At 74.0% G+C, this 13,677-nt stretch carries 9 protein-coding genes and 2 tRNA genes; 6 read left to right on the top strand and 5 right to left on the bottom strand.

All coding sequences use genetic code 11. From position 1 onward, the window contains the following. Window positions 1-32 precede the first annotated feature (32 nt). Window positions 33-1,223 (top strand): globin domain-containing protein, encoded by a 1,191-nt coding sequence (locus AC0VX2_RS01495; RefSeq protein ID WP_036316063.1) that lies wholly within the window; start codon window positions 33-35, stop codon window positions 1,221-1,223. A gap of 68 nt (window positions 1,224-1,291) precedes the next feature. Here AC0VX2_RS01495 and AC0VX2_RS01490 read toward each other — a convergent pair whose 3' ends face one another. Continuing rightward, a complete protein-coding gene (locus tag AC0VX2_RS01490) occupies window positions 1,292-3,136 on the bottom strand; it encodes a phosphoenolpyruvate carboxykinase (GTP) (protein WP_363734938.1) in 1,845 nt (614 codons plus the stop codon). A gap of 244 nt (window positions 3,137-3,380) precedes the next feature. Between AC0VX2_RS01490 and AC0VX2_RS01485 the strand changes: the two genes are divergently transcribed. Continuing rightward, window positions 3,381-3,454, top strand: a tRNA-Arg gene (locus AC0VX2_RS01485). A 79-nt stretch (window positions 3,455-3,533) separates the two neighbouring features. Here the strand turns inward: AC0VX2_RS01485 and AC0VX2_RS01480 are convergent. From AC0VX2_RS01480 to upp, 3 genes are all read right to left on the bottom strand, one after another. After that, window positions 3,534-4,058: a SixA phosphatase family protein gene (locus AC0VX2_RS01480; protein ID WP_002854135.1), complete on the bottom strand. Its 525-nt coding sequence runs from the start codon at window positions 4,056-4,058 to the stop codon at window positions 3,534-3,536. Window positions 4,059-4,128: 70 nt separating this feature from the next. Continuing rightward, window positions 4,129-4,917 (bottom strand): winged helix-turn-helix domain-containing protein, encoded by a 789-nt coding sequence (locus tag AC0VX2_RS01475; RefSeq protein ID WP_036316068.1) that lies wholly within the window; start codon window positions 4,915-4,917, stop codon window positions 4,129-4,131. Between the two features lie 474 nt (window positions 4,918-5,391). After that, the gene (upp, locus tag AC0VX2_RS01470; protein ID WP_069941749.1) at window positions 5,392-6,027 is read right to left on the bottom strand and encodes a uracil phosphoribosyltransferase; all 636 of its coding nucleotides are present in this window, start codon (window positions 6,025-6,027) and stop codon (window positions 5,392-5,394) included. An 83-nt stretch (window positions 6,028-6,110) separates the two neighbouring features. Here upp and AC0VX2_RS01465 point away from each other — a divergent pair, with 83 nt between their 5' ends. Both AC0VX2_RS01465 and AC0VX2_RS01460 read left to right on the top strand, forming a co-directional pair. After that, window positions 6,111-6,617, top strand: a complete 507-nt coding sequence (locus AC0VX2_RS01465; protein ID WP_044659043.1) for a nucleoside deaminase — start codon at window positions 6,111-6,113, stop codon at window positions 6,615-6,617. Between the two features lie 74 nt (window positions 6,618-6,691). Continuing rightward, window positions 6,692-6,782, top strand: a tRNA-Ser gene (locus tag AC0VX2_RS01460). A 66-nt stretch (window positions 6,783-6,848) separates the two neighbouring features. On the opposite strand, the gene AC0VX2_RS01455 is transcribed toward AC0VX2_RS01460, so the two are convergent. Beyond that, a complete protein-coding gene (locus tag AC0VX2_RS01455) occupies window positions 6,849-7,937 on the bottom strand; it encodes an alpha/beta hydrolase (protein WP_363734941.1) in 1,089 nt (362 codons plus the stop codon). 104 nt (window positions 7,938-8,041) lie between these two features. Between AC0VX2_RS01455 and AC0VX2_RS01450 the strand changes: the two genes are divergently transcribed. Further along, complete coding sequence (locus AC0VX2_RS01450; protein WP_169577790.1) at window positions 8,042-8,500, top strand: 23S rRNA (pseudouridine(1915)-N(3))-methyltransferase RlmH; 459 nt, start codon at window positions 8,042-8,044, stop codon at window positions 8,498-8,500. Next, on the top strand, window positions 8,497-13,551 hold the full coding sequence (locus AC0VX2_RS01445; protein WP_101966091.1) for an ATP-dependent helicase: 5,055 nt from the start codon (window positions 8,497-8,499) through the stop codon (window positions 13,549-13,551). The genes AC0VX2_RS01450 and AC0VX2_RS01445 overlap by 4 nt, the downstream gene beginning before the upstream one ends. The last annotated feature ends 126 nt before the right edge of the window (window positions 13,552-13,677 follow it).

Genomic DNA, 13,677 nt, shown 5'->3' with positions numbered 1-13,677 from the left:
CAAGATTCGCCACCGAGGAGACGGAGACCCCCATGCTGTCCGAGAAGTCCCGCCCCGTCATCGAGGCCACCGCCGCCGCCGTCGCCGAGCACATGCCGGAGATCACGCCGAAGTTCTACGCCCACATGTTCGAGGCCCATCCGGAGCTGCTGGACGGGCTGTTCTCCCGCGCCAACCAGCGCAACGGCGAGCAGGCCCAGGCCCTGGCCGGCTCGATCGTGCGCTTCGCGGTGCACCTGCTCGAGAACCCAGGCACCCTGCCCGAGGCCGTGCTCGCGCGGATCGCGCACAAGCACACCGCCCTCGGCATCACCGAGGACCAGTATCAGATCGTCTACGAGAACCTCTTCTGGGCCATCGCCGACGTCCTCGGCGACGCCGTGACCCCCGAGGTCGCCGAGGCCTGGACCGAGGTGTACTGGCTCATGGCCGACGCCCTGATCAAGCTCGAGAAGGGCCTCTACGCCAAGCAGGCCAACGACAAGATGTGGCTCGACTGGAAGGTCGTCTCCAAGGAGCCCACCGGCAACGCCGCCGTGACCTTCCGCTTCGAGCCGGCCGACGACACCCCGCAGACCCCCGGCGAGGCCGGCGGCTTCGTCTCGGTGCGCGTCAAGGTGGCCGACGGCCTGCGCCAGGCCCGGCAGTACTCGCTCTCGGACCACGCCGCCTCCACCACCGAACGTGTCATCACCGTGAAGCTGGACGAGGGCGGCGAGGTCTCGCCCATGCTCATCCAGAACGTGGAGGTCGGCGACGTCATCGAGCTGTCCAACCCCTACGGCGACATCACCCTCGAGGACGAGGACTCCACCGCTCCCCTGGTCCTGGCGACCGCCGGCATCGGCATCACCCCGGCCGCCGCGATCTTGGACGCGCTCGCCCAGCAGGGCTCGGACCGCCAGGTCCTCTTCTTCCACGGCGACGCGTCCTGGGAGGCGGTGGCCCTGCGCGAACAGGTGACGGAGTCCCTGGCGGCGTTGCCGCACGGCGACGCCCGCCTCTTCCTCGGGGTGCGGCCGGAGCAGGACCCCGAGGGCGTCACGACCGTCGAGGGTGTGATGCACTTCGACGACGTCGAACTGCCCCGCGACGGGCACTACATCCTGTGCGGCCCGCTCGCGTTCATGCAGTCCACCCGCTCGAAGCTGATCGACGCCGGCGTGCCCGCGACGTCCATCCGCTACGAGATCTTCGGCCCGGACCTCTGGCTCGCCGCCTGATCCGGCCCCGGAACGCGGAACGGCCCGCACCCCTCACGGGGTGCGGGCCGTTCCGCGTGCGGCGGGGCTCAGGCCTGCGCGAAGCGCTGCTTCTGCGCCTCGAAGCGGTCGCGGATGGCCTGCGGCAGGGACTCGCCGAACCGGCCGAGCCACTCCTCGATGAGCTCGTTCTCCTCGGCCCATTCCGCGGCGTCGACCTTGAGGGCGTCCTCGAGGTCCTCGGCCGACACCTCGATGCCGGACAGGTCGAGCGAGCCCGCGGCCGGCACGAGGCCGATCGGGGTCTCCTCGGCCTCGGCCTTGCCCTCGAGGCGCTCCACGACCCACTTCAGGACGCGGGAGTTCTCGCCGAAGCCGGGCCAGGCGAAGCCGCCGTCGCGGTTGCGGCGGAACCAGTTGACCAGGTAGATGCGCGGCAGCTTCTCCGGGTCGGCCTTGCCGGACTCCCTGACCCAGTGGGCCAGGTAGTCACCGGCGTCGTAGCCGAGGAACGGCAGCATGGCCATCGGGTCGCGGCGCACGACGCCCACGGCACCGGCGGCGGCCGCGGTGGTCTCCGAGGAGAGGGTGGCGCCCTTGAGGATGCCGTCCTCCCAGTCGAAGGCCTCGGTCACCAGCGGCACGGTGGTCTTGCGGCGGCCGCCGAACAGGATGGCGTCCAGCTTCACGCCCCGCGGGTCGCGGTACTCGTCGGCCAGCATGTCCGTCTGCTCGATGGGCGTGCAGAACCGGGAGTTCGGGTGGGCGGCCGGGGTGCCGGACTCGGGCGTCCAGTCGTTGCCGCGCCAGTCGGTGAGGTGCTCGGGGACCTCGTCCGTCATGCCCTCCCACCACACGCCGCCGTCGTCGGTGAGGGCGACGTTGGTGAAGATGGAGTTGCCCTTGGAGATCGCGCGCATGGCGTTCGGGTTGGTGGACCAGCCGGTGCCGGGGGCGACGCCGAAGTAGCCGGTCTCCGGGTTGATCACGCGGAACTCGCCGTCCTTGCCGGCGCGGATCCAGGTGATGTCGTCGCCCAGGGTCTCGGCCTTCCAGCCCTCGATCGTGGGGTCGATGAGGGCGAGGTTGGTCTTGCCGCAGGCCGAGGGGAAGGCGCCGGTGATGTGGTAGGACCGGCCCTCGGGGTTGGTCAGCTTGAGGATCAGCATGTGCTCGGCGAGCCAGGCCTCGTCCCGGGCCATCACGGAGGCGATGCGCAGCGCGTAGCACTTCTTGCCGAGCAGGGCGTTGCCGCCGTAGCCGGAGCCGAAGGACCAGATGGAGCGCTCCTCGGGGAAGTGCACGATCCACTTGGTCTCGTTGCACGGCCACGGCACGTCCTGCTCGCCCGGCTCCAGCGGGGCGCCCACGGAGTGCACGGCCGGCACGTAGAAGGCCTGCTCGCGGGACATCTTGTCCAGCACGTCCTGGCCGATGCGGGCCATGATGCGCATCGACAGGACCACGTAGGCGGAGTCGGTGATCTCCACGCCGTACTTCGGGTCCTCGGCGTCGAGGTGGCCCATCACGAACGGGATCACGTACATGGTGCGGCCGCGCATGGCGCCGGTGAACGCGTCGTCGAGGATCCCGTGCATCTTCGCCGGGTCCATCCAGTTGTTGGTGAAGCCGGCGTCCTCCTCCTTCTCGGAGCAGATGAAGGTGCGGTCCTCCACACGGGCGACGTCGGCGGGATCGGAGAACGCGGCGAAGGAGTGGGGGAACTTGTCCTCGGCCAGGCGGGTCAGGGTGCCCGCCGCCACGAGCTCGTCCGCGAGACGGTCGCGCTCCTCCTCGGAGCCGTCGACCCACTGGACGGAGTCCGGCTGCGTCAGCTCTGCGATCTGAGCGACCCACTCGCGCAGCTGGGCGTAGTCCGTGGGCGCGTCCGCCAGGGCGCGATCCGCGAACGAGGTGGTGGCGTTGTCAGCCATGGTGGAGAGTCCTCCCATTGGGGTCCGGGGCCGTTCCGTCCCGTCCACTCCGATGCGTGCACCGCCGAAGCGCGCACCACATCGTTGTGGCCGCACGGTCCTGCCATGGTACCCGAGCCCGGCTATCATGGCCGCGCCCCCGCCACACCCCCGACTCAGACCACCGCAGACCGTCGATTTGCACTTCGCCGGAGAGGTCCTGTAGTGTTCTACGAGTTCGAGCCGCTCCGGCGGATCGGATGATGCGCCCATAGCTCAGCTGGATAGAGCGTCTGTCTACGGAACAGAAGGTCAGGGGTTCGAATCCCTTTGGGCGCACGATCGGAAGGCCCCGCTCCTGCTGGAGCGGGGCCTTCGTCATGTCGGCGCGCCTCTGCCACGCGCGCCGCCGCGGAGGTCAGCGCCCCGGAACCACGAAGTGCGTCAGGGCGGCGTCGCGGCCGTCGAGCTCGGCCCACGGCTTCTCCACCCGGAACACCTGCATCCCGAGCGTCGGGTAGTGCTCGCTCATGCGCAGCGCCGCGTCCTGGTCCGAGTCCAGGCTCATCAGCCGCATGCCCAGCTCCTGCACCCACGGCATGTGGCCCACCACCAGCAGCCGTCGCGTGGTCTCCTCCGTCTCGTTGACGACGGCCAGGGCCCGCGCCGCGTCGGCGCCGTAGAGCCGCGGGTCCAGGTAGGGCGTGGGTGCCAGCTCGCCCAGGCGCTCGCACACCCACACGCACGTCTGACGGGTGCGCAGCGCATCGGAGCACACGACGGCGTCCGGGACGAGGTCGTGCTCGCGGAGCCAGTCGCCGGCGGCGGGCGCCTGGGCGTGGCCTCGCTCGGCGAGCGGGCGGGCATGGTCGTCGGCCGCGTCGGGCCAGCCGGCCTTGGCGTGCCGGAGGACGATCAGGGTCTTCGCGTCGGCGGTGCTCATGCGGCCAGGCTACGGCGACGGCCCCCGCTCGGGTGAGCGGGGGCCGTCGTCGGACACGGGCGGGCGCGGGTCAGATGCTGTACTCCGGCGCCGCCCACACGACCACCTCGGGGTGGCGGTAGAAGCGGTAGCCCTGGCCGCGCACGGTGCGCACGGTGTTCGCGAGGCGGCCGAGCTTGGCGCGCAGGCGGCGGATGTGCACGTCGATGGTGCGCTCGTTGGGCACCTCGTCGGCGTTGCGCCACAGGGCGTCGAGCAGCTCCTCGCGGCCGACGGTGCGCTCGCCGTTCTCCACGAGGTAGTTCAGGAGCTCGAACTCCTTGAAGGTGAGGTTCAGCGACTCACCGTCCAGCTGCACCTCGCGCCGGGACAGGTCGATCAGCACACCGGGCTGGCGCGTGGACACGGGGGCCGGCGCCTGCGCCAGGTCGGGACGGGTGCCGCCCTGCACGGTCGGGTCGCCGAGCACCTGGCGCACGACCTCGATGTCGCGGCCCTCCGCGCCGGCGGGGGCCAGGGCGACGGCGGCGTGCGACTCCGCCCCGGGGACGAGGGACTCCACGTAGTGGCGCAGCTCATTGGCCAGCCGCGTGAGGGAGGTGCCGGCGGCCGAGGCGGCCAGCTCGTCCATGCCCACGTAGATGACGAACCCACGGGCCTCGTTCTCCCGGGCCACCGCCTGGGGACCCGGGATGCCGTTCGGCGCCAGGACCGGCGTCGGCGCCGTCTGGGAGTCGGGGGCGTCGGTGCCACCGGCCAGGCGCAGGCCTGCGCGGGCCTGGCCTCGGCGGGACATGCCGTCGGCCCGGCGCTGCGCGTTGCGGACGGAGATGTGCACGTATCCGGCGGACTGACCCATGGCCACCACTCCTCTTTCGGCTCATGGCCCCTCCACCGCTCGGTCGGTGCGGCGGACGAGGCGTCACATGACAAGAATGTGACTTCACCGAGGGGACTGGCAAGTAACGTTCGCACTTTTGTCTCATTATTTGAGAAGAAGAGTCCTGAATGTGCTCAACATCACTATTCGCGGATCGGAATAGCGTCGCGAGGACGGTCGGCTCGCCCGCGTGACTCTTTCATTGTTCAACACGGCAGGACGCGCCACAGGACGAGTGATTATGCGGAATATTTATGCAGGCGACTTCCAGGCATTCCATATGACGCGATGATGACGGGTCACAGCGGGCCATGACGTCCACTAAATGGACGACACATTCGCGGCTCCGCTTGACGTCCCCGCCGGAGACGCTCCCGTGAGACGACCACGGTCCCCGCCCGGTGGGGGCGGGGACCGTGGTCGTCTCGCGGCGGACGCGGAGGTCCGATCAGGTCATTCCGCCAGGCCGTAGAGCCGGTCGCCGGCGTCACCGAGGCCGGGGACGATGTAGGACCGCTCGTCCAGGCGCTCGTCGACGGCGGCCAGGTACAGGTCCACCTCGACGTCGCCCAGCGAGGCCTCCAACCGCTCGATGCCCTCGGGCGCTCCGAGCAGGCAGAGGCAGGTGACCCGCGCCGCGCCGCGCTGGTAGAGGAAGCGGATGGCCTCGATCAGCGTGCCTCCCGTGGCCAGCATGGGGTCCAGGACGAACACGTGACGCCCGGACAGGTCGGCCGGCAGCCGCTCCGCGTAGGTGACGATGTCCAGCGTCTCCTCGTTGCGGGCCATGCCGAGGAACCCGACCTCGGCGGACGGCGCCATCTTGGTCATCCCCTCCAGCATCCCGAGTCCCGCGCGCAGGATCGGCACGACCAGCGGACGCGGGCGGGCCAGGCGGAAGCCGGTGGTCGCGGTCACCGGGGTCTCGATCCGCACCTCCTCCATGGCCACGTCGCGCGTCGCCTCGTAGGCGAGCAGCATCACGAGCTCCTCCGTGAGCTGCCGGAAGATCATGGACGGGGTCTTCTTGTCCCGCAGGACGCTGAGCTTGTGGGCCACGAGCGGGTGGTCGACGATGTGGACGCGCATGGCGCCCACGGTACCGCCCACGCGTGCCCCTCCGCCCGTCCCCGTGCCCGCGGGGGCGCCGACACCGCCGCTAGGCTGGCCGCGTGTCCGCCCCCGTCCCCTCCCCCGCGCCCACGGCCGAGCAGGAGCACGTGTGGATGGGCCTGGCCCTCCGGGCCGCCCGCGCGGCCGGAGCGGCCGGCGACGTGCCGATCGGTGCCGCCCTCGTGGCCGGCGACGGGACCGTCCTGGCCGTCGTCGGGAACGAGCGCGAGCAGCACCACGACCCCACCGCCCACGCCGAGGTCCTCGCTCTGCGCCGCGGGGCGGAGCTGCGGGCCGCCGCCGGGGCGGGCGACGGCTGGCGCCTGACGGACTGCACCCTCGTGGTGACCCTCGAGCCCTGCCCCATGTGCGCCGGTGCGCTGCTGCTGGCCCGCATCCCGCGCGTCGTATTCGGGGCGTGGGACCCGAAGGCGGGCGCGTGCGGCTCGGTGCTGGACGTGGTCCGCGACCCCCGCTTCAACCACCAGGTGCAGGTCCGCGCCGGCGTCCGTTCCGAGGAGAGCGCGGCGCTGCTGCGGGGGTTCTTCGCCGCCCAGCGCGACTGAACGCGCCCGTGCCCGACGACGGCGGGCGGCCGGTTTGGGCGCGCCGCCACGGCTCGGGTAGGGTGTTCTGGTCTGGTGACGTGTCCGAGCGGCCGAAGGTGCAGCACTCGAAATGCTGTGTACGGTAACCCCGTACCGTGGGTTCAAATCCCACCGTCACCGCCAGATGTGAAGCCCGGGAGCCCTGCGCTCCCGGGCTTTCGCCATGCCGGGGCGGGTCCGGCCGCCGCCTCAGCGCGGCAGGACGGCGTCCAGGAACGAGGCCACCGCGGACCACGAGATGGAGGCGTGCACGGCGCTGGCCGGCACACCGTTGCGGAGCACCTCCGCGCTGCGGGTCTTCGCGGTCATCATGCCCAGGTCGTGGCCACCCTCGGCCACCGAGTAGAACGCGGTGCGCAGTCCGGCGGCCTCGGCGGCCCGGTACAGCTCGAGGCTCTGCCCCCACGGCACCGTGACGTCCTTGCGCCCGTGGACGACCAGCAGGGGCGGCGAGTCCGGGCGCAGGTGCGCGATCGGGGAGGCCAGCCGGGTCAGGCCGCCCGAGGCCAGGACCGGCACCCCCAGCATGTCCGACTTGGTGCTGCGGTCGTCGAGGTGGCAGTGCTTCAGCCGGTTCGCGCGGTTGTAGTCCGCGCACGCGCCCGGGAGCATCTGGCGGTTCATCGTCAGGAAGTCCGTGGGGCCGAAGAAGTCCACGATCGCGTGGACGCGGTCCTCCTCCGGGATCGCGTGGCCGCCGTCGGGCACCTCCCGGCCGGGCAGCGGCACCTGCTCGCGGTCCAGGTCCTGTCCGCCCGTGAGGCCGGCCATGAGGGCGTTCCAGCCGCCCGACGACGAGCCGGCCACGGCCACCCGCCCCGCGTCCAGCTGCAGGCCCGGGGCGTTGCGCCGCACCCAGCGGACCGCCGCCGTCGCGTCCTCCACCTGGGCGGGGAACGTGCCCTGTTTGGAGCTGCGCACCGAGAACGCGGCGACGGCGTAGCCGTGCGGGACCAGGCCGCGGGCGACGTCGACACCGTCGCTGTAGCCGCGATCGCTGCGCCAGCCGGAGCCCGCGTTCCACACGAGGACCGGGAACGGGCCCTGGCCCGGCGGCCGGTACACGTCGATGCGTCCGGCGCGCCCGGGCAGGGCCGCGTACGTGTGCCCGGTGGAGCTGCGCATGTCGTACAGGGCCGGCGCGTTGGCGCCCAGCGGCCCGGTGGTCGCGCCGGCCAGGTCGGTGACGACGGCCACCCCACCCACCGCGAGGGCGCCGACCCCGAGGCCGAGCGCGGCGCGGCGGGACACCCGCGGGGACCGTGCCGTCGACGTCATGGGCCCCTTCCCGTGCGGAGCCAGGCACCCCGCCCCGGCGAGCGTAACCGAGCGGCGGGGGCCAACCCCCGTACCGTGTCCGCGGCCGGTGCGATCATGGGGCCATGTCTGTTCGGGTGCTGGCCATCGGCAAGAAGCATGAGGCGTGGGTCGTCGACGGGATCGACCGCTACGAGCGGCGCCTCAAGAGGCCCTACGACCTCTCGTGGCGTCTGCTGCCGCACTCCGCGCGGCAGGAGGAGGCGGCGCGCACGGAGGAGTCGGACCGGATCCTGGGCGCGGTCGGCGCGGACGAGCACCTGATCCTGCTGGACGAGCGGGGGACGGCGTTCGACTCGCCGGGTCTGGCGCGGCACCTGCAGAGCCGGTTCGACGTCGGCGCCCCGGTGACGATGGTGATCGGAGGCGCGTACGGGGTGGACGCCCGGGTCCACGCCCGCGCGGACCGCGTCTGGTCCCTGTCCCCGCTCGTCTTCCCGCACCAGCTCGTGCGGCTGATCCTGGCGGAGCAGGTCTACCGAGCCCAGGAGATCTCCGCCGGCCGACCGTACCACCACGCATGAGCGGGCCCGCGGAGACCGCAGCGGGCACGGCCACGCCCGCGGCCGACGTCGTCCTGGGCCGGTTCACCGAGCCCACGCGCGCCTGGTTCACGGGCGCGTTCGAGGCCCCGACGCCGGCCCAGCTCGGCGCGTGGGACGCGATCTCCTCGGGGCGGCACGCGCTGGTGATCGCGCCGACCGGCTCGGGCAAGACCCTCTCCTCCTTCCTCTGGGCGCTCGACTCGTTCGTGCGCGAGCCCGCCACCGAGGGGACGGCGGCCACCCGCGTCCTCTACGTCTCGCCGCTGAAGGCGCTCGGCGTGGATGTGGAGCGGAACCTGCGGGCCCCGCTGGTGGGCATCACGCAGACCGCCGCGCACCAGGGCAGGCCCGTGCCGCGCGTGCGGGTGGGTGTGCGCTCCGGGGACACCCCGGCGGCCGAGCGGCGGCGCCTGCAGCAGGATCCGCCGGACATCCTCATCACCACGCCCGAGTCGCTGTACCTCATGCTCACCTCGCAGGCCCGCGCGGCGCTGACCGGGGTCCGCACGGTGATCGTGGACGAGGTGCACGCCGTGGCCGGGACCAAGCGCGGCGCCCACCTGGCCGTCTCCCTCGAGCGCCTGGACGCCCTGCTGGACGCGCCCGTGCAGCGGATCGGCCTGTCCGCCACGGTCGAGCCGGCCGCCGAGGTGGCCCGGTTCCTCGGCGGCACCCAGCCGGTGACGGTGGTGCGGCCCGCCTCGGCCAAGCGCTGGGACCTGACGGTCACGGTGCCGGTGCCGGACCTGACGGACCTCTCCTCCCCCGCCGCAGCCCACGACCTGGGGCCCGGCTCCTCGACGGGCGGGCTCGGCGACGAGGGCGCGGTGACGGGCGGGTCCATCTGGCCGCACGTCGAGGAGCGGATCGTGGACCTGGTGGCCGAGCGGCGCTCCACACTCGTGTTCGCCAACTCCCGGCGCCTGGCCGAGCGCCTCACCGGCCGCCTCAACGAGATCTGGGAGGCCCGCGCCGAGGCGGCCGCCGCGGCCGAGCACCCGGACGCCGTCCCCGGCTTCCGCACGCCGGACCCGACCGGCTTCCACGGCCCCGCCCAGGTGGCCGGGCAGACCGGCACCGGATCGGGCACCGTCTCCGACTTCGCCCGCGCCCACCACGGCTCCGTGTCCAAGGAGCAGCGCGCCATCGTCGAGGAGGCGCTGAAGACCGGCCAGATCCGCTGCGTCGTGGCCACGAGCTCGCTCGAGCTGGGCATCGACATGGGCGCGGTGGACCAGGTGATCCAGGTGGAGTCGCCGCCCTCGGTGGCCTCCGGTCTGCAGCGCGTGGGCCGCGCCGGCCACCAGGTGGGTGAGGTCTCCCGCGGCGTGTTCTTCCCCAAGCACCGGGGCGACCTCGTGGACACCGCCGTCGTGGCCGAGCGCATGACGGCCGGGCGCATCGAGTCGCTGCGGATCCCCGCCAACCCGCTGGACATCCTCGCCCAGCACACCGTGGCCGCCGTCGCCGTCGCGGACCTGGACGCACAGGGGTGGTTCGACCTCGTGCGCCGGTCCGCGCCGTTCGCCACGCTGCCGTTCTCCGCCTACGAGTCCGTGCTCGACCTGCTGGCCGGCCGCTACCCCTCGGACGAGTTCGCCGAGCTGCGCCCGCGCATCCTGTGGGACCGGGAGAACGGCACGCTCGCCGCCCGCCCCGGCGCCCAGCGCCTGGCGGTCACCTCGGGCGGCACCATCCCGGACCGCGGCCTGTTCGGGGTGTTCCTGGCCTCCGACGGCGGCGCGGACGGCACCCCCGGCGGCGCGGCGGCCGGGGACACGGCCGAGTCGGCGGGCACCGCGTCCGCGGGCTCGGCCCGCTCCGGCGGGCGCCGGGTCGGCGAGCTCGACGAGGAGATGGTCTACGAGTCCCGCGTGGGGGACGTCATCCTGCTGGGCGCCACGAGCTGGCGCATCGTGGACATCACCGCGGACCGCGTCCTGGTGCTGCCCGCCTACGGGCAGCCCGGCAAGCTCCCGTTCTGGCGGGGCGACGCCGCGGGCCGGCCGGCGGAGCTGGGCGACGCCGTCGGGCGCTTCCGCCGCGAGCTGGACGCGGACCCCGAGGCCGGCCGCACCCGCCTGGCCGCCGCAGGCCTGGACCCGTGGGCGCAGGACAACCTCCTGGCCTACCTGAAGGACCAGCGCGAGGCCACCGGGGTGCTGCCCACCGAGCAGACGCTCGTGGTGGAGCGGTTCACGGACGAGCTCGGCGACTGGCGCGTGGTGCTGCACTCCCCCTACGGCATGGCGGTGCACGCCCCGTGGGCGCTCGCGGTGGGGGCGCGGCTGGCGCAGCGGTACGGGCTGGAGACCGGCTCGGGCGCGGCGATGGCGGCCGACGACGGGATCGTGCTGCGCATCCCCCTGATGGACGCGGAGCCGCCGGGCGCGGAGCTGTTCGAGTTCACGGCCGAGGAGCTGGACGAGATCGTCACGGCGGAGGTCGGCGGGTCCGCGCTGTTCGCCGCCCGGTTCCGGGAGAACGCGGCCCGGTCCCTGCTGCTGCCGCGCCGTGACCCCGGGCGGCGGACCCCCCTGTGGCAGCAGCGGCAGCGGTCCGCGCAGCTGCTGGACGTGGCACGGAAGCACCCGCGGTTCCCCGTGATCCTGGAGACCGTGCGCGAGGTGCTCCAGGACGTCTACGACCTCTCGGCGCTCAAGGAGCTCGCGGGGCGGGTGTCCTCACGGGCCGTCCGGCTCGTGGAGGTCACGACGACGGCACCCTCGCCGTTCAGCCAGTCCATCCTGTTCGGCTACATCGCCCAGTTCATCTACGAGGGCGACTCCCCGCTGGCCGAGCGCCGCGCCGCCGCGCTCTCCCTCGACCCCGCGCTGCTGTCCGAGCTGCTGGGCACGGAGGAGCTGCGCGAGCTGCTCGACGCCGAGGTCATCGCGGAGGTCGAGGCCCAGCTGCAGCGGCTCGCGCCCGACCGGCGCGCCCGCGGGGTCGAGGGCGTGGCGGACCTGCTGCGCCTGCTGGGACCGCTGTCCGTCGCCGAGGCCGCGCGGCGCACACGGGCCGAGGGGGAGGCGGAGGAGGCCGCGGACGAGGACGCCGTCGCCGGGATGCTGGCGGAGCTCGAGCGCGCCGGCCGCGCGTTCCGCCTGCGCCAGGACGGGGTCGAGCGGTTCGCCGCCGTCGAGGACGCCGCCCGCCTGCGGGACGCGCTCGGCACGCCGATCCCGCACGGAGTGCCCACCGCATTCCTCGACCCGGTCGACGACCCGCTCGGGGACCTCGTGGGCCGCTACGCCCGCACCCACGGCCCCTTCACCGCCGCCGAGGCGGGGGCTGCGCTGGGGCTGGGGGGCGCCGTCGTGCTCTCGGTGCTGCAGCGCCTGGCCACCGAGCGCCGCGTGAGCACGGGCGCGTTCCGGCCGGAGGGCACCCCCGGAGCCACCGGCCTGGACGCCGAGTGGTGCGACGCCGAGGTGCTGCGGCGGATCCGCATGCGCTCCCTCGCCGCGCTGCGCGCCGAGGTCGAGCCGGTGGACCAGGCCGCCTACGCCCGGTTCCTCGCCGACTGGCAGCACCTGCGGCCGCGGACGGGGCGCGACGGGGCCTGGCGGCCGCCGGCCACGCTCGAGGGCGTGGACGGGGTGGCCACCGTCCTGGACCAGCTGGCCGGCACGCCCCTGCCCGCGAGCGCGTGGGAGTCCCTCGTGCTGCCCGCCCGCGTGCGGGACTACGCCCCCGCCCTGCTCGACGAGCTGCTGGCCACGGGCGAGTACGTGTGGTCGGGCGTCGGGGAGGCCGCCGGCAACGACGGTTGGGTGGCCCTGCACCCCGCCGACGCCGTGGACCTCACGCTGCGCCTGCCCGAGCCCGCCGAGGAGACGCCCGCCGACGCCGCCCTGCGCGCGGCCGTGCTCGAGGTGCTCGCCGGCGGCGGGGCCTGGTTCTTCCCCCAGCTCGTGGAGCGGGTGCGGGCGGCGCAGGCGGCGGCCGGCGACGGCGGCACGGGGACTGCGGGCGGGGCGGGCGGGCCCGACCCGCACCGCGACCCGGCCGACCTGGCCCGCGGCCCCGCGGTGCTGGCCGCGCTGTGGGGCCTGGTGTGGGACGGCCGGGTCGGCAACGACACGTTCGCCCCCGTCCGCGGCCTGCTCTCGCTCGGCAAGACCGCGCACCGCACCGGCCGGCAGACGCCGCGGGCCCGCACCGCGCGGACGGGCGGGGCCGCGGGGGCGGCGGCCGGGCGCGGGCTCGGCGGGCGGCTGGCCGGGGTGCGCGGGCGTGGCCGGTACGCGGGGCTCGCCTCGCCCGAGGGCGGCGCCCGGGGCTCGGCCGGCCTCACGGCGGGGACCGTCGGGCTCTCGGCCGCCGAACAGGCCCGCTCGGCCGGCCGCTGGTCCCTGCTGCCCGCCGCCGAGCAGGACCCCACGATCCGCGCCCACGCCACCGCCGAGCTGCTGCTGGACCGGTACGGCGTGATCACGCGCGGCTCCGTGGTGGCCGAGGAGGTCCCCGGCGGCTTCGCGGGGCAGTACCGGCTGCTCACCCGGATGGAGGACGCGGGCCAGGTGCGCCGCGGCCACTTCGTCGACGGGCTGGGCGGCGCGCAGTTCTCCACCGGCGCCGTCGTGGACCGGCTGCGCGGGTTCCAGCGGGACGAGGAGGACGCCGCCGTCGACGCCGCCCCGCTCGCGCTCGCCCTGGCCGCGACGGATCCGGCGAATCCCTACGGCGCCGCGCTGGACTGGCCGTCCGTGCCGGCCGGGCCGGACGGCGTCGTGCCCACGGGCCATCGCCCGGGCCGGAAGGCGGGCGCCGTCGTCGTGCTGATCGCGGGGCGGCTGGCGCTCTACATGGAGCGCGGCGGGCGCACGCTGCTCGCGTTCACGGAGGATCCGGGCGAGCTGCGGGCCGCGGCGGAGGCGCTCGTGTGGGCGCTGCGGACCGGCCGCACCGAGCGGTTGAGCCTGGAGAAGGTCAACGGCGGGCCCGTGCTCGGCACGCCGCTGGCCGAGGCGCTGCTGGCCGCGGGGTTCTACTCGAGCCCGTCGGGGATCCGGTTCCGGAACTGAGAGCTCGACGCCGTCCGTCCGTCCGCAACGCGGGTTGAGTTGTCGCGGGTCCCGCCGTCGGACACCCGCGACAACTCAACCCGCATTGCCCGGGCGGCCCTGTCGCGGAGGCGGGGCCCGGGGGTA

This window comes from Micrococcus sp. iso_239 (assembly GCF_056173395.1).
Note: the sequence above shows the minus strand (reverse complement) of the source record. Positions and strands in the feature narration are given on the sequence as shown.